Here is a 16,185-nt window from a genome sequence, read left to right as displayed (position 1 = left end):
GCGCCATGACATCTGCCATCAACTCTGTACCAAACGACGCGCCGCTGGCAGGCGTGCGCGTGGTCGAATTCGGCCAATACATTGCCGTGCCCGCCGCAGCCCAATCGCTCGCGGACCTGGGCGCGGAGGTCATCAAGATCGAACCTTCAGCAGGCGATGCAGCCCGTCAGCTCGGCTGGACCGACGACGACTGTGGCCCCATGTTCACCGCCTACAACCGCGGCAAGCGCTCAGTAGTGCTCGACTTGCGCAGCGATGCGGGGCGCGCCGCTGCGCTCAAGCTGGTTGCCAGTGCCGACATCGTCTTGCAGAACATGCGCCCCGGTGCCATGCACAAGCTGGGCCTGAGCGCCGAACAACTGATGTCGCAGTTCCCACGCCTGATCTATGGACAAGTCAGCGGCTTTGGCCAACGCGGTCCTGCCAGCTTGCGGGCAGGCCTTGACATCGCTGCCCAGGCCGAAAGCGGCATGATGAGCCTGAACGGCGAGGCCGGGCGCGATCCCGTTCGTGTTGGCTTCACCGCTGTCGACATACTCACCGCGCAATCGCTCACCAGTGGCGTGCTGGCAGCGCTGTTTCGCCGCAGCGTGAACGGGCGCGGTGCGCTCATTAATCTCTCGTTGATCGATATTGCCGTGGCGTCGCTCGCCAACGCTTGGGCAGAGTACCGCATGTTCAACAAAGTGCCGCTGCGCCGCGGTAACGGCCAGCCAACCGTGGCACCCGCGGCCGAGGTGGTGGCGACGAGCGACGGCATGGTGGTGGTTTCTGCCTATACCGAGGAGCATTTCCCGCGTCTGTGCAACGCCATCGGCAGCCCGAAACTCGCGCAAGACGCACGTTTTGCGACCAATCGCGCACGCGTGGAAAACCGAGGGGCATTGCTTGCGGCGCTCAACGCTGCCTTCAACCACCACAGTACCCATGCGGTTTGTGAGCTGCTGAGCAACGCTGGCGTTGTAGTCGGAGCCATCCGCACCATGGACCAGATTCGCGCCGGGCAGGAAGGTGTTTCCAAGGATTTGTTCGTTGGAACCCAGGCCGGTGAACGCGCGCCTGCCGATATTCCAGGAGTCGTCTTAATCGACGACTACAAACACCGCCCTGGCCGCGTGCCATCGCTGGGCGAGCACACTCGCCAAGTGCTTTCCGAACTGAACCAAGCCAACTGATCAAGAGACATGAAAACCCGAATCACAGAACTCTTCAACATCGAACGCCCCATCATTCAAGGCGGCATGCACCATGTTGGCTTGGCCGAGCTGGCGGCTGCGGTCTCCAATGCCGGCGGCCTTGGCGTCATCACCGCACTCACCCAGCCATCGGCTGAGGCCCTGTCCAGGGAAATTGCGCGCTGCCGCGAGATGACGGACAAGCCTTTTGGTGTGAATCTCACCTTTCTGCCTGTGGTCAATGCCCCAGACTATCCCGGCTATGTGCGCGCCATCATCGAAGGCGGCGTGAAGATTGTGGAGACCGCTGGCAACAATCCACAGCAATGGCTACCGGCACTGCATGAGGCTGGCATCAAGGTCATCCACAAATGCACCTCGGTGCGCCACGCGCTGAAGGCACAAAGCATTGGCTGCGATGCGGTGAGCGTAGACGGTTTTGAATGCGCGGGCCACCCCGGCGAAGACGACATCCCCAACTTCATCCTGCTGCCGCGCGCGGCGGAAGAATTGAAGGTGCCTTTTGTGGCCTCTGGCGGCATGGCCGATGGCCGCTCACTGGTCGCAGCGCTGGCGCTGGGCGCTGACGGCATCAACATGGGCACACGTTTTGTCGCCACGAAGGAGGCCCCCGTTCACGACAACGTCAAGCAGGCAATTGTGCGGGCTACCGAACTCGACACGCGCCTTGTGATGCGCCCGCTGCGCAACACCGAACGCGTGCTGAACAACCCCGCCGTCGAGCGCCTGATTGCCAAGGAGCGTGAGCTGGGCGAAAAGATCAAGTTCGCAGACATTGCCGCCGAGGTCGCGGGTGTTTACCCGCGCGTGATGAAGCAAGGCGATGTCGATTGCGGCGCTTGGTCCTGCGGCCAGGTGGCCGGACTGATTCATGACGTTCCGAGCGTGCAAGAGCTGCTGGACCGCATCATGCGCGAGGCACATGAGATCGTGAATGAGCGGCTGCTCAAGCGCTTTGGGATCTAAAGACAGGGTCCAAGCCAACACACAGGGACCCTTGCCAGTCACCTTGTTCCCGCCCGAACCTGCGCTGTCACGTGTGACCTTACCCCTCAAAAGTGGAGTTCTTAGCTTTGTCCAAAATGTAGACAAGGAGCTAAGGATGCTCTGCATAAAGCGGTTTCAGCCGTGGTAACGACAACCTGAGCTGCTCACACGAATTTCACAGCTCGCTTGGCTGCTCAAGATGCCCGCGTCTCGCGGGCATCTTGTCTTTCAGGCCTTCACCACAGCCGTCAAGGCCGTGAATCCTAGCAAGCGCCCACGGATCATGCATAAGTTCGCCGGCAAACAAAGTGTGCAATTGCAGGGTGCTCCTCTTCGAGCCTCGGTAGCGTGTCTTGACATGACCGAACTGGTGTTTGATGACTCTGAATGGGTGTTCGACCTTGCCCTGATGCTGGACTTGACCTGCTCGAGTTGCTCTTGCAAAGCTGCAATCGGTTTGAGCAACTCCAGAGCCTTGCGCTTGCTGCGCTTCATGGTGGTATGCCACTTCAGGACATCGGCTCGCTTGTCTACGCCCTGGTAACCCGCATCGCCGTAGCCATCGGCTTCCTGTCTGTGCAGCAGACTATGGCCACCACGACATCGCTGACATCGGCGGCTGTGCCGCGCACGGTGTGAGCCAAACCTGAATCTGCATCCACTCCCGCATAGTCCGCGTGTACGTGGGGACTCCAAACAAGCAGGAGGAGGCTCCCTAATGCATCCCAGCGCTGACTAACTAATTATTTTTTAAGCTGAATGCCAGCTTACGACCCGTTGCTGTCGTTCGTGATTTTCCAGCGGGTGCCTGCTTTGCAGCGATTGCCGACAGCCATGCCTGCAAGTCCAAGTTCCGGTTACGGGCAGATAGTAGCCATCACGTGTGTCATTGCTACACGTTTTCAACGTGTTGATTGACGATGAGAAGCTGATAGTGGGGAGCAGTATTTCAAAGACGAGTCTCAATGCTCGCGCTCACGGAGCATCAAGTAGCGTTAACGATCCAGAGCAGCCCTGGAAGCCTCTCCGAGCACCGACTACTGTGCAGTGGATTGCTGCCTATGGAGTCAAGCAACGTGAATGACTGCGATTTGCCGACCAAAAGTCGCTCAGTGAAAATGACTAAAGAGTTCTACGAAGTCGGAATCCATCTAGGAAATTTTGGTCGATTCAGTTACAGCGATTAGCATCAGCTCACCAAAACAAAAGAACGACGAAAGCTTGGAGATATGGCTCGCATAGAAAACCACAAATACAGCATCGAGGAAGCCTTTAGGGAGTGCTACTACATCGTTCCAGATTACCAGCGTGAATACGTATGGACTGATAAGGAAGTGCATCAACTGCTTGAAGACATTGGAGAACAGATTGATGCAAGCACCACGCGTGAATACTTCATTGGTACGGTTCTCGTGTCGCCAACGGATCAAAGAAATCATTACGAAGTGATCGATGGCCAACAGCGCTTGACTACATTCTTTCTACTGCTGTGCGCGCTCCATCACCTATTTAAGGGCGAGCCACAGGAGCAGATGATTGCAGGACTCATTTCGACAAGCTACGTAGACAGTAGTGGGGAGGTTTGCGCCACGCTAAAACTGGAGCCGCGCTACGAGAGTGCAGGTGAAGTGATGGCTAAGCTTGTGAAACTTAATGCCGACCCACAAACGGTGCGAGGTGGTATCCAGGCCGCGGGCATCGCGAGCTTCGGTTCTCTGGAAAACCTGATCAACTCCTACAGTACGCTGTATCGTTATTTGAGGGATAACTACTACGATTTGGCTAAGTTAAAGAAGTATTGGGGCTATCTAGCCAACAACGTAGTATTTATCCAGATCTCCACAGACATCAGCAGCGCGCTGAAGATTTTCGAGACTATCAACGAGCGTGGAGTCGGCCTGAATCCGATGGACTTGCTTAAAAACCTGCTCTTCACGCAGGTCAAATCAACACAGTTCACGCAACTCAAGGACGAGTGGAAAAAGGTTACCAAGCCACTGGAGAAAGCAAAGGAAAAGCCATTGCGTTTCCTGCGCTATTTCCTGATGGCCAATTATGTGATCAAAAACGAACGCGGCGACGCGGTAGTGCGCGAGGACGAGATCTACGACTGGTTCACTGCCAAGAACAACGCGGCGTTGTGCAACTACGAAGCCAAGCCATTTGAGTTTGTTCGCAAAGTGATTCGTAACGTCGAACACTATCTAGCCTTTGCGAACGGTCTGGGCAATGATGGCAAACCCAGTCTGGTTATGGATAGCCTTAAGCGATTGACCGGTGGGGCGTTCAGTTTGCACTACGTGCTGCTGCTGGCGGCGGCGGGTCTACCCAAGCCACTCTTCGATCACTTCGTGGCACAACTCGAGAGCTTCCTCTTCTACTACATATTCACGAAGACTCCGACCAAAGATCTGGAGCGAAACTTTTCGCAATGGGCCGATGAGTTACGTGCGATTGGTGAGACGATCGATCTGGCGCAACAGAAGATGATGCTTAACGCATTCGTTGCCGATCACTTCGAGAAGAATATGGCAGGAAAATCGCAGGAGCTTGTCGACGCTCTTAAACGTTTCACTCTGTACTCGATGCAGCAGTACCGCACGCGCTACTTGCTGGCGAGGTTAACGCAGAACGTCGAGATGGCGTTCAGCGGTTTGAAGGTGCCGGGCAGTCTAGAGCCGTTTACCAAGTTGGAAATCGAGCATATCCTTCCCGATAATCCGAAGGCGGCACTGCGCGCTTCATGGGCGTCAGAGAATCCCAATACGGAATATGACGACTACAAAAACCGCCTTGGCAATCTGACCTTATTGGAAAAGCCGATCAACATAGTCGCAGGCAACGATTTCTACCCTGCTAAGCAGGCCGAGTACAGCAATAGTGGCAACTACTTGACTCGCAGTCTTGTGGCACTTGCCGATGTCGGGAAGAACACATCTGTATCGCGGATCAATACCAAGTTGAAGGCTTTTTCTGTATGGAATGCCGCTGCTATTGAGGAGCGCCACGCGCTCCTCATAGCTATGGCAAAGGAAGTCTGGAAAACAAAAGCCATTGATGTCTGATCACCGTTTGGACGGCCGATCTACGACTGCTTTGGGATGTAGCAGTCGTTAACTCTGTTGAGTTGACCGACTGCAACCAGCCTAAACGTGCCGCCGGCGGTTTTGACCCGAAGGACTGCTTGTAGCCGAAAGCAGAGATAGCTACTTGTAAAAAATAAACCGTGAGCCTTCCAAACTAGCTCGGCGCACTATCCACGAAACACCAGAACCACGTGCAAGAATTCACGTGGAAAAGTCTCCAAAGGCATGAAAAACAAAAAGCCTGCTATGCAAAACATAGCAGGCTTTTCTTTATCCATATGGTAGGGCGTGACAGACTTGAACTGTCGACCAAAGGATTATGAGTTCGACAACCTCATGCGAACTCTAACGAAGTACAGCGTAATCGAGCTTAAAGTACAGTAGTTTAAATTACTTTAATATCAACAGCTTACCTGAATTTAGCGAAATTCAGCGAAGTCTATAGATGTACTTCTACTGTACCGCAGCACACAGCGATCGGTAGCAGCGAAAGCCGCCACTTCATCCGGAAAGGTGACTCACGGCCTCCCGATCTTCTTCTAAACCGTCAAAACCCAGAGTCGGCTTTCATCACCTCGACGCGCGAGGACACTAAACTGCATGTTGAACTCGGCTGTGCCTTGCACGGACGAGAAAAACAACAGAGAGACTGAGCATGGCGAATCGACAAATCACAGGAAAGACGGAGATCAACGGCGAGGGGATCAAGAAACACTTTCGAACCACCGATCCGTGGCGTGCAATCGCCGAGCTAGCTTGGAATGGATTCGACGCCAAAGCGCCAAACGTCGAAGTGCTGGTGGACGAAGGGTCGATGGGCGGTGCGACGAGAGTGGAGATCTTCGATGATGGGGAAGGCATCGATCTTGAAACGCACGCAGATACATTTGGCCGGTTCAATGACTCCAGTAAAAAAGAGGACGTGACAACGCATGGTTCGCATGGCCGTGGTCGACTGTCCTTTCACAGGCTCGCCGAACGGGCCGTTTGGTGGACAAATTCCGCTGGTTCGGGGCCCGCAAAAATCGAAGTAAACGGCACGTCGCTCACGAACTATGAAGGCCAATCAATAGAGCCATCGACATTGCCCTCAAGGATGCACTTAGGCAAGACTGGCACAACCGCAGAACTGCTCAACCTGCATGCAGCACTGCCGACCATCTGCGAACTTCACAACCTTCTTTCCATAGAGTTCGGCTGGTTTCTCGCCCTGAACCCCATGAAGAGGCTCCGCCTTAATGATGCAGAGGTAGCTGTACCATCGCACGACCTAACCCAGCGCAAGCTTTCCATCGATGGCTATGACTTTGACGTGTCCGTCCTTCGCTGGGACCTCAGGCCAGGCTCAGAGAAATCATACGTATACCTCTTGAACTCCTCGGGCAAGAATGTCGATAAGAAGCTGAGTACCTTCAACCACAAGGGAAATTTCCATACCAGCATCTATGTGAGCTCAACGTGGATTGATACCTTCAAGCCGACCGGAGGTGACTTGGCTAGCCCAGACGCAACGGGCTTCGATTCAGAGACGTGGCGAAAGGTAATACGCGAACTCAACAAGATCACCAATTCTGTCTATGAAGACTTCCTGCGCAAGCAGTTCGAGCGGGAGATTGAAGGTTACGTTACCGATGGCGTTTTTCCGACCTATGCAGGCCTGCCCGAGGATTACAAGAACTGGCGATTTGAGAACACCAAAAGCATCCTGCGTGCTATTTACACCGCCGATCCGACGGTATTGAAATCACTTAAGCAGAAGCAGAAAAAGATCATCGTGCGGCTCCTCGACAAGCTAGCGGTTTCAAGCGAAAACGACGCTATCTTCGAGGTACTCAACAGCGTTCTAGAGCTCGACGACGTATCGACTAAGCTGTTTGCCAAGCAGCTGAAGAGCGTGTCGCTACAAAGCATTGTGTCGGCCATTGAAGTCCTTCGCCGTAGACACGAAGTAGCCGAAAAACTGCGAACACTCATGAACGACCACTATATGGAGACGCTTGAAACTCCCGATCTGCAGGGCATCATCGAGGCAAACACGTGGCTGTTCGGTAGTTCATACGAAACGCTTGGCGCGGAGGAAGACACGTTTACCAAGATTGCAAAATCGCTCCGAGACGCGGTCAAGGGGATTGACGAGATCTCCCTAGACGACTTGGACGCAGATGAACCTACAGCCGTCGAGGGCGCGAACAAACAACCGGATTTATTCCTCGCACGCAAGGTTCTACACCATGACTCGATGGGTCGTAAAATTTATCGCTGTATCGTGGTGGAGATCAAGCGACCAAGCCTCGCGCTCAATTACAAGCATCTCCAGCAGCTCGATGGCTATGCACAACTCATCAAAAAGCACGCAGAGTTTGCCAGTAGCGATGCAATGCACTTCGAGCTCATTTTGATCGGACGCAAGATATCGGAAATGGATACGGAAATTCGCAGTCGCATGCAGGGCCAGGTCGCCAAGGGCTTGCCTGGTCTCGTTAGCGACGATCCACAAATGAAGCGCTTCGTTCTCAGCTGGTATACGTTGCTAGACAACTTTTTGCTGACTAACCACGCCATGATTGATGCACTTAAGTTAAAGCGCGACACTTACGCCGACTCTTCGCGACTTGAGCTGATCGACGACATGCAAAAGTTGGCTGCCTGAGGAAGGTCTGAGGAAAGCCCGCTTGCGCAAGCAAGCGAGGTCAGATGCGTTCGATTCCATCAAGAAACTCTATGACTCGATGCTTGGGAACATCAATCCGATAAGCTTCTAGAACCTTAGGTCGGTGTCTACAAGACCGACTGCTGCCTAGACAGCTCGTTTTCGCCAGCAAGCCTCAACGCCTTGCTAACAGCTTGACGGCTTACGCCGAAATGTCTGCCTATCTCCGCACCAGAAAGCCCCATTTCGGCCATCTGCCGCATTTTTTGCACCCGTGGCGACCAACCCCCGCGGACCTTCCAGTAAGCCGCGTAGCGAGCCTCAGACTCGCTTGGAATCACACTTACCCCCAAAGACGTTGCTCGCCAAGACTTCCAGAAGTCATCAATGGCTATCCTGAACTTCGTTCGATTCCGATGGTCAGATCGATATCGCGATGAAGGATCTTTTGGGTTGTGATCCTCACAAAATCGTGCACTGGCAAAGACAGCCAACTCAGCACCAGTCTCAAGAGCACACGCCTTCATGGTATTTCTCCAGCACAGCTCGCAGAACGGATAGTCTGGACTCTGCACCCTAGAAAAATTGATAGGCTTAGTAGCTTTCTCCGCTGATGGTCCAACTGATTTCTCCGGCCTCTTGAGGTGCACGAACAAGCCAATTTCGTAGGCAACCTCGATAAGTGCAAAGGCTTCCGCTTGACCGGAGTGGAGCCGTTGAAGAGTTGAGCGTGCCCGAGACAATCGACTCAATCGAACACCGCGCTCGTTTGGAGCTAGCCCCATGTGAAGCCAGGTCGACAGCGGAGAAGAAATCAGATGATCAATTTGGTGTTCCGCCAAGGCTCGCCTAAAAGGCTCATCGAGTACGTTGCGCACCAAAGACCAGATCGAGTAGCGGCGCGAACCTGTCGTATACGAAGGTGTGCATTGGCGCTCAAAACTAGCTATGGCATCTCGGACGTAAGCCGGGCACCGATCCCGCACGTAAATCTTGCTTTGCTGAGACATCGCCATTGCTGTGGAACTCATGTCAACTTATTTGTCATATTCCATTGCTTTCAATTTAACAACATTCCAATAACTTCGCTACCTATCGGAATCATTCGAAGGAATAGCAAATGGACTCTCCGGAAACAAAGGCTCAGATAAGTGCACTGGAAGAATCTCTAACCAAAACTTACGGACCTCTTCTCAACATTCCTCAGCTTGCAGCGTTGCTTCACCGCAGCCCAGAAGGACTTCGCGTTGCACTTAACTCATCGCAACCATATGCAAGAGGCTTTCAAAACGCACGCATTCGCATTGGCAGGCGCGTGTATTTCAAAACAGCAGAAGTAGCTGCCTACCTGAACCGTGCAGGCATGTGATGTTCAACCGGGTTAAGTGGGTTTTTGAGCTGGAGCTCAAGCCTGTCGAGAAGTTGATCTTCCTTGCGCTGTGCTCGATGGCGAATGAACAAGGTGATTGCTATCCACGTGTGGAACTCTTAGCCAAGTACTGCGGAGTTTGTACGAGAACAATCCAACGCGCCCTTAAAAGGTTCGAAGCGAACCATTGGCTAGTCGTGACTCCTCGGTTCAGAGCAGACGGTCAGCAGACGTCGAACAACTACCGTTTATCGCCTCCCCAAACCACCCAATCCGACATCAAGCAAGCCCCAGACCACCCTGACAATTTGTCACCCCCACCCCGACAAATTGTCACCCCGGGGGTGACACAGCTGTGTCAGGGTGGTGGTGACACAGCTATGTCACCCCAAGAAGTACATACAGAAGAATCAATTAACTATGTAGTACGGAAACAAGTTGTGGATAAGTCTGTTACCCCTCCCCGGCTGGTATGGACAGAAGACGATTTGAGAACAGCAAAACAGCTTTTAAAAGCGATGGCACCAGATACCAGAGATGCGCTCTTTGCAGAAGTAAATGAAGCGATGAGAAAACCAGGAGTGATAAAAACGACTCCAATTAGATATCTAAGAGGACTAATTTCAAAACACCAAAAAGGAGAGTTCAACCCATATTATTCAAAAAATAAGATAAAAAACATCAATAGCAACAAAACTATAAATAAAAGTGAATATCAAACCTCAATAGCCGATATATTAAAGAAATACATTCACTTAACTTAGAAAATTATAAAAATCAACAGAAAACTACCAAGCAGAAATCAATTAACCTCAATGAAATATCAAAATATTATTAAATTTATTTAAAACCAAAGGTCAAAAAACAGCGCCCTACACACAACAACGCAAAACTATGCACAGAAATGCAAACTAATGCACAGAAATGCAAACTGACGCGCAAGAATGCAAAATATCAAAAAAAGGCCCTGCCAACCTTAGTGGAGTGCCTGAATAGTGACAACACTGGATGGCAAGATGTGTGCTGTAGGCCTGCGCAGCTTCGCTACTCTGCCTCCATCACCTCCCCTTACTCGCCTTAGGCTCGACGAAATTCAAAATAAATTAGGATGTTCATGCACTAGAGAAAATTAGTTCTAGATATTTATAGAAAATGTATTTAATGCCATCTGTAAATTAATTTCCTAATTTTCGATGGAGCTAACGAGCATCAGCTTTCGACCGAGGTTGTGTGAAACCGTATCGAGCGCTGGCATCAGCAAAAAAGCGACCTCTCAGATCGCTCTGTATGCGTTTTTCTTGACCGAGGCAAGGGTGAGACCCCTTAATTTGATGCTTAAACGAGTTTTCACACGGCCTCGGTCCAGAGCAGACGACCACTAATATTGGAGTTAAGCGGCTCACTTTAGTGGACATACTTGAATGACTCTTATATTCCACTTGCGCAGAACTCCACTACAACACCTACGAAGTTATGGATAGTATCCGCATTTATCTCTTGATATTCACCATTATCTATTACTTCACCCATTAGGTCTTGGCTAATCCGATGGACAGAAACCGTCTTACGAATTTCTGGAGTTTGGGTGAGCTCAGAAAGCCAATTTACATACGTACTCCTAAGATTTTCAGCCTTTATTTCCTCTTCGCTTTCAGTTCCAACTTTAGGCCAAGCGTGGAGGGCACCAAACAGGGTTGAGCCAAGCACACTGCTTCCGGTATTTCCTTTTATTGAAAAGTATTCTAAATTTCGTTTGAGGTCTTCCAGCACAAGGGCTCTTGCAGGATTGAAGGCCTTTAATTCGATAGCGCAGATCGGTTGATGACCCAGATAACCGTTGTTTGAAATATCCTCATAAACCGAGATATCTATACGGCCATTTCTGGATATTTTGGGTGTCCCATTTCGAATAGAGGTATTACCCTTGCGCAAAGGATTTCCAAATTTTACGGGAAGCAGGCAATCTTGTGCGAATTCTCGAGTCTTCTTTTCCAAATGAATACGATACGGATCTCCATAGTATCCGTTCAAGCCATCAATTTCTTTTGCGACGGCAACGGTAAATAGATACTCCGCATTTAGTCGTTTAGCAGGCTCACCCGAGAATCGAAGCATATCTTCACATGCGCGTTTCATGGCTTTGACAAGAGGATCACGAAAACTGGTTGGCATAAAAATCCAAGTAAATTAAAGCAGAAATCAAACGCGGGCGTCGATTGGATAAAAAGCTTTATGAATGGGATGACAGGAAAGCCTAAAAACTCGACGGCTTCAGAAAGCCAATGATCGACTGTCCGCTGTTTAACGAACTGTGACAGTCCCTGATTGGCCAAGGAGGTTAGTGATTAAATCCGAACAAAAACGACCATGAGCGCCCGGGACACCGACTGCAGAAACAAGAACCTCCTGCCCTAATGGAATAAGGGCTAGAGGCCCAAGCAGGATTAATAAGTTTATTAATGCGAACCACGCCATTATTGGCCTCATGGATGAGGCTTGTTAAAATTCTACTTATATTGATAAAGATCTGAGATCTTATTTTTATTTAATTCTTGACAGATCTTTGACAATTGATCGGACATTGTATATATCTCTTTTAAAGAGTTCGTTAGCTCATTCTCCAATATGGTTTTTATTGACATCTCGTTATTTGGGATGATATGCCTACTTAATCTCATTCCCGTGCAAAGCTCTTCATCATCAAAATAATCAAAAACAAATTTCACATACCTTTGTATTGAGCCGTCAATCTGCAGACCTAGATCCATTAATTTTTTTAGAGTTTGATTATTTTTTTTAGATAAGTAGTAGCTAAGCTTTCCTAATTCAGAGTCGAGCCTCATGAGAGCGTTAACATTTCTACATATTGATTCCCCTGCACGTTGTGATGATTTCATCCTATGGATTACGCCCTCACGAAACCGATCTTTGGTTCTATACTCCAAAAATTTCCCGTAATCAGGTGTAATGTTAATTCCCCCTATGGTCAACCTCGATACCGAAAACAAAGAATTTTCTATATTATTTAATGAATTGATGAATTCTTGTGATTTATTATAGGCATCCGACATTAGACTTTCTTTGAAAGTATCATTTCCTTTTTTTTGTTGGCGATAACCAAAAACACTTACGCTTAGCGCGCAGAATGCAATGATGTCACTAATAGACACTTTGGATATAATTTCTCGCAATTTAATATTTGTCCAAAAATCTTCCATCATTAATAATTCTCCAAATAATATTTTCAATCTATTGTTTGTAATTGTAACTTAAAAAGTTATGCAAGCTGCTGGAAAAGATTTATCGCATAAACAGATGCTATTTCATCAAACTCATTAGGATAAATCTTTTGCTATCGTTTAGACTAATCTAAAAATCTGAATATGAAAGGATCGTCCGCTCTTGGCTGTGTGAAAACGCATTACGCACTGACCTCGGTAAAAAAATGACCTCTCAGATCGCTCTGTATGCGTTTTTCTTTAGCAGGGTAATAGTGAGAATACCCCTGAATTTTAAGCTTGGACGAGTTTTCACACAGCCTCGGTCGAAAGCAGTCTTTTAAGATGAATTAAGCACTACAGAACCTGTGATGCTCAATTGCATGACATAGAGACGATAAAAAGAATGTTTTCTCAAACTGGAAAACTCACGTCTCTTACATCCGCGCAGATTTGATTAAATCCAACTCAGCTACTAAATCTTCTGCTCTCAGATGCGTATAGCGCCTAAGCATCTGCATCGACTTGTGTCCGCTTATAGAAGCAACCTGCTGATCACTCAACCCACCCTCAACCAGTCGACTAACTGCTTCATGGCGCAGATCATGAAACCGCAAGTCCTTCAAACCCAGCTTCGTCTTTAAAACTGTCCAAACTCGATTGAATTCATAGGGCCTGCGGGTCCCATCACGACCTGGCTCTCCAAAGAACACCAATGCGGTATCGCCTGGCCTTACAGCATTCGCTAATGCCTGTCGAAATGCTTCCGTAGCCCTTAAGCTTAGTGGCACAGACCTCGCACTGTCATTTTTGGTGTCTAGAAGGCGGACTACCCGACGCCCAAGATCGACCTGCGACACGCGCAGACTTGTAATCTCTGAAGAGCGCATTCCTGTCTCAATTGCTATGGTTACGATCCAGCCCAGCATTGGATTGCTGTGACTGTTAACCGCCGCCATCAACTTCCGCTCTTCCCCAGGCTGAAGCCTACGATTTCGTCCCTCTCCAGGACTGGGCTTTCGAATGTTCAGCACCGGGTTGAATGTCAGCCCCAACCCCCACTCCTGAATAGCGACTGTGTATAGGTGACTGAGCAAAGCAAGCTCGAGCCGTACGGTGTTGTTGCTTGTCACGCCACCACGCGACGTAAGAGTAGCCAAACGCTCGTCTCGATAACCAGCCAAGACATCTGCAGACAAGGCAGCAAGAGAATACTTTCCCAAGCCTTTAATGAGCTGCTTGGCCTTCGTATGCTCAGCTTTTTGAGTTGAAGGCTTCTTCGTTGGAGTGATGTCGCTGAGATAGCGCTTCAGTGCGACCTCGACCGTAGTTCGTTCTGATCCACTGCGGTGGATGTAGACACCACGCACCATTTCATCTTCGGTGCGACGCGCCCAATCTTCAGCGTCACGTTTGATGCGGAAAGTTTTGATCGTCGAAGGCCAGCCGGTTTTTCGGATGACCGCCTTCCATGTTCCGGAAGGCGTTTTGACGATAGTAGGCATAGAAATGATCCTCAAATTGCACCGTACTCGCTGAGCACTGTACTGAATTTGTACCTTTGGACCGTAGGACTAGCGCTGCCAATTCGCTAAGTCATTGAATTTAATGGTAGGGCGTGGCGGACTTGAACCGACGACCAAAGGATTATGAGTCCTCTGCTCTAACCAACTGAGCTAACGCCCCAACCTGACTTCCCCGGCCCGCTAGGACCAGAGAAACCTTCGCATTGTAACGGCTAGCGGTGGTGGCTCAGCGCATTGCTGACCAACTTGGACGTTATGTCCACGATTTGAATCATCTTGTCGTAGTGCATGCGTGTGGGGCCAATCACGCCCAGGGTGCCCACAATCTGGCCGTCGACTTCGTACGGGGCGCTCACCACCGACAGCTCCTCAAAAGGCACGACCTGGCTTTCGCCGCCAATATAGATACGTACGCCTTCGGCTTTGCTGGAGAAGTCCAGCAGGCGCAGTATCTGGGTTTTTTGTTCAAACAGCTCAAAGGCCCGGCGCAGGTTGCCCATGTCGCTGGAGAAATCACTGACGGCCAGCAAATTGCGCTCGCCAGAGATGATGACTTGCTCTTGGGGGGCTTGCGACATCACTTCTGCGCTGACGTTGACGGCTGCCTGCATCAGGTTGGCCACCTCTCCGCGCAGCTGGTCGACCTCTTGTTTGATGCGCTCGCGCACTTGCTCAATATCCAGCCCTGCGTAGTTGGCGTTGATGAAGTTAGAGGCTTCAATCAGTTGCGACGCAGAAAACTCTGCGTCTGTAAATATCACCCGGTTTTGCACATCGCCCTGCGGCGAGACGATGATCACCAGCACGCGCCGTTCTGAGAGTTTGACGAATTCGATGTGCTTGAACACCGAACTGCGGCGCGGTGCCATGACCACGCCCACAAACTGCGACATGTTGGACAGCAGCTGCGCCGCGTTGGCAATCACCTTCTGTGGTTGTTCTGCAACCAGCTCGGGGGCCACCAGCCCGCCGCTTTGCACCGTGAGCATGGTGTCTACAAACAAGCGGTAGCCACGGGCAGTGGGAATGCGCCCTGCAGAGGTGTGGGGGCTGACAATAAGCCCCAGCTCCTCCAGGTCCGACATGACATTGCGAATGGTCGCAGGTGACAATTCCAGGCCTGAGGCGCGCGACAAAGTACGCGAACCTACAGGTTGGCCGTCCGAGATATAGCGCTCGACCAGCGCTTTCAACAACAACTTGGAACGTTCATCGAGCATGTGATGATTTTAATGATGTAATTTCCGTTATGACGTCCAAGTTTCGCCACGTAGCGCTGGTTGGCAAATACCAGTCTCCTTCTGCCTCTGGTGCTGCCACCGAGCAGTCTCGCCAAATCCTTTTTGAGATTGCAGGTTTTCTGCAACAGCAGGGCTGCGAGGTGGTTTTAGAAGAAGAAACGGCCACCCAAACCGGCTTGCACCATAGTTTTCGGTCCATGCCTGTCGATGACCTGGGCCAGCACTGCGATCTGGGCATTGTGGTGGGCGGCGACGGCACCATGCTGGGCATTGGCCGCCAACTGGCCAAGTATGGAACACCCTTGATTGGTATTAACCAGGGCCGCCTGGGCTTTGTCACCGATATTCCGCTGGATGATTACCCACAGGCCTTGCTGCCCATGCTGCAGGGCCAATACGAACAGGAAGCCCGCCCCTTGATGCACGCGCGCGTGGTGCGTCAGGGCGAAACGGTTTTTGAGGCACTGGCCATGAACGATGTGGTGGTCAACCGTGGCGGCACGTCGGGCATGGTGGAGCTGCGTGTGGAGGTTGATGGACAGTTTCTGTCCAACCAGCGTGCTGACGGACTGATTGTGGCCACGCCCACAGGCTCTACGGCTTACACCTTGTCGGTGGGCGGGCCACTGATGCACCCCTCGATTCCCGCCTGGCTGATGGCGCCGATTGCACCGCACACGCTGTCCAACAGGCCCATCGTGCTGTCGGACCAGACCGAAGTGATGATGGAAGTGGTCAGTGGGCGCGACATCAGCGCCAACTTCGACATGCAGTCGCTGGCCTCTTTGCTGCATGGCGACCGTATTTTTGTCCGCCGCTCTGAATACAGCGTGCGGTTTTTGCACCCCGTAGGCTGGAACTACTTCGCAACGCTGCGCAAAAAACTCGGCTGGAACGAAGGGGGCTACTGAC

Annotated in this window: 12 protein-coding genes, 1 tRNA gene and 2 pseudogenes; 8 read left to right on the top strand and 7 right to left on the bottom strand. The window is 51.0% G+C overall.

Annotated elements, in window-relative coordinates:
* Positions 1-5 precede the first annotated feature (5 nt).
* A complete protein-coding gene (locus IB213_RS05840) occupies positions 6-1,175 on the top strand; it encodes a CaiB/BaiF CoA-transferase family protein (protein WP_192405713.1) in 1,170 nt (389 codons plus the stop codon).
* 9 nt (positions 1,176-1,184) lie between these two features.
* Positions 1,185-2,162, top strand: a complete 978-nt coding sequence (locus IB213_RS05835; RefSeq protein ID WP_192405712.1) for a nitronate monooxygenase family protein — start codon at positions 1,185-1,187, stop codon at positions 2,160-2,162.
* A 249-nt stretch (positions 2,163-2,411) separates the two neighbouring features.
* Here the strand turns inward: IB213_RS05835 and IB213_RS18015 are convergent.
* Positions 2,412-2,854 (bottom strand): annotated as a pseudogene (locus IB213_RS18015) (transposase); the annotation flags it as partial.
* A gap of 558 nt (positions 2,855-3,412) precedes the next feature.
* Here IB213_RS18015 and IB213_RS05825 point away from each other — a divergent pair.
* Together IB213_RS05825 and IB213_RS05820 are read left to right on the top strand one after the other, a co-directional pair.
* The gene (locus tag IB213_RS05825; protein WP_192405710.1) at positions 3,413-5,248 is read left to right on the top strand and encodes a DUF262 domain-containing protein; all 1,836 of its coding nucleotides are present in this window, start codon (positions 3,413-3,415) and stop codon (positions 5,246-5,248) included.
* A gap of 676 nt (positions 5,249-5,924) precedes the next feature.
* Positions 5,925-7,919, top strand: coding sequence for an ATP-binding protein (locus tag IB213_RS05820; protein ID WP_192405709.1), 1,995 nt, complete (start codon positions 5,925-5,927; stop codon positions 7,917-7,919).
* A gap of 128 nt (positions 7,920-8,047) precedes the next feature.
* On the opposite strand, the gene IB213_RS05815 is transcribed toward IB213_RS05820, so the two are convergent.
* Positions 8,048-8,950 carry a hypothetical protein gene (locus IB213_RS05815; protein WP_192405708.1) on the bottom strand — a complete coding sequence of 301 codons (903 nt, stop codon included), beginning with the start codon at positions 8,948-8,950 and terminating at the stop codon, positions 8,048-8,050.
* Between the two features lie 89 nt (positions 8,951-9,039).
* Between IB213_RS05815 and IB213_RS05810 the strand changes: the two genes are divergently transcribed.
* The 3 genes and pseudogenes from IB213_RS05810 to IB213_RS18225 all read left to right on the top strand — a co-directional run bounded on the left by IB213_RS05810 (position 9,040) and on the right by IB213_RS18225 (position 10,052).
* Entirely contained in the window at positions 9,040-9,288 is a 249-nt protein-coding gene (locus tag IB213_RS05810; protein WP_225560995.1) for a DNA-binding protein, read from the top strand.
* Positions 9,288-9,461 (top strand): annotated as a pseudogene (locus IB213_RS18370) (helix-turn-helix domain-containing protein); the annotation flags it as partial. The gene IB213_RS05810 and the pseudogene IB213_RS18370, both read left to right, overlap by 1 nt.
* Positions 9,462-9,728: 267 nt before the next feature.
* Positions 9,729-10,052, top strand: a complete 324-nt coding sequence (locus IB213_RS18225; RefSeq protein WP_255501833.1) for a hypothetical protein — start codon at positions 9,729-9,731, stop codon at positions 10,050-10,052.
* A gap of 664 nt (positions 10,053-10,716) precedes the next feature.
* Here IB213_RS18225 and IB213_RS05800 read toward each other — a convergent pair.
* The 5 genes from IB213_RS05800 to hrcA form a co-directional block, all read right to left on the bottom strand.
* A complete protein-coding gene (locus IB213_RS05800; RefSeq protein WP_192405706.1) occupies positions 10,717-11,460 on the bottom strand; it encodes a hypothetical protein in 744 nt (247 codons plus the stop codon).
* A gap of 335 nt (positions 11,461-11,795) precedes the next feature.
* On the bottom strand, positions 11,796-12,509 hold the full coding sequence (locus tag IB213_RS05795) for a hypothetical protein (RefSeq protein WP_192405705.1): 714 nt from the start codon (positions 12,507-12,509) through the stop codon (positions 11,796-11,798).
* Positions 12,510-12,943: 434 nt separating this feature from the next.
* Entirely contained in the window at positions 12,944-14,011 is a 1,068-nt protein-coding gene (locus tag IB213_RS05790; protein ID WP_192405704.1) for a site-specific integrase, read from the bottom strand.
* 104 nt (positions 14,012-14,115) lie between these two features.
* A tRNA-Ile gene (locus IB213_RS05785) sits at positions 14,116-14,192 on the bottom strand.
* Between the two features lie 52 nt (positions 14,193-14,244).
* Complete coding sequence (gene hrcA, locus IB213_RS05780; RefSeq protein WP_192405703.1) at positions 14,245-15,252, bottom strand: heat-inducible transcriptional repressor HrcA; 1,008 nt, start codon at positions 15,250-15,252, stop codon at positions 14,245-14,247.
* A 29-nt stretch (positions 15,253-15,281) separates the two neighbouring features.
* Here hrcA and IB213_RS05775 point away from each other — a divergent pair, with 29 nt between their 5' ends.
* Positions 15,282-16,184, top strand: coding sequence for an NAD kinase (locus IB213_RS05775; RefSeq protein WP_192405702.1), 903 nt, complete (start codon positions 15,282-15,284; stop codon positions 16,182-16,184).
* The last annotated feature ends 1 nt before the right edge of the window (position 16,185 follow it).

Source organism: Comamonas sp. CMM02 (assembly GCF_014851485.1).
GTDB lineage: Bacteria > Pseudomonadota > Gammaproteobacteria > Burkholderiales > Burkholderiaceae_C > Comamonas > Comamonas avium.
This window is presented reverse-complemented; position numbering and strand designations above follow the sequence as displayed.

Bases quoted from the DNA above. Each gene is read 5' to 3' on its own strand.
- hrcA (WP_192405703.1), bottom strand. From the start codon at position 15,252: ATGCTCGATGAACGTTCCAAGTTGTTGTTGAAAGCGCTGGTCGAGCGC.
- IB213_RS05775 (WP_192405702.1), top strand. From the start codon at position 15,282: ATGACGTCCAAGTTTCGCCACGTAGCGCTGGTTGGCAAATACCAGTCT.
- IB213_RS05810 (WP_225560995.1), top strand. From the start codon at position 9,040: ATGGACTCTCCGGAAACAAAGGCTCAGATAAGTGCACTGGAAGAATCT.
- IB213_RS05835 (WP_192405712.1), top strand. From the start codon at position 1,185: ATGAAAACCCGAATCACAGAACTCTTCAACATCGAACGCCCCATCATT.
- IB213_RS05820 (WP_192405709.1), top strand. From the start codon at position 5,925: ATGGCGAATCGACAAATCACAGGAAAGACGGAGATCAACGGCGAGGGG.
- IB213_RS05795 (WP_192405705.1), bottom strand. From the start codon at position 12,509: ATGATGGAAGATTTTTGGACAAATATTAAATTGCGAGAAATTATATCC.
- IB213_RS05800 (WP_192405706.1), bottom strand. From the start codon at position 11,460: ATGCCAACCAGTTTTCGTGATCCTCTTGTCAAAGCCATGAAACGCGCA.
- IB213_RS05815 (WP_192405708.1), bottom strand. From the start codon at position 8,950: ATGAGTTCCACAGCAATGGCGATGTCTCAGCAAAGCAAGATTTACGTG.
- IB213_RS05840 (WP_192405713.1), top strand. From the start codon at position 6: ATGACATCTGCCATCAACTCTGTACCAAACGACGCGCCGCTGGCAGGC.
- IB213_RS05790 (WP_192405704.1), bottom strand. From the start codon at position 14,011: ATGCCTACTATCGTCAAAACGCCTTCCGGAACATGGAAGGCGGTCATC.
- IB213_RS05825 (WP_192405710.1), top strand. From the start codon at position 3,413: ATGGCTCGCATAGAAAACCACAAATACAGCATCGAGGAAGCCTTTAGG.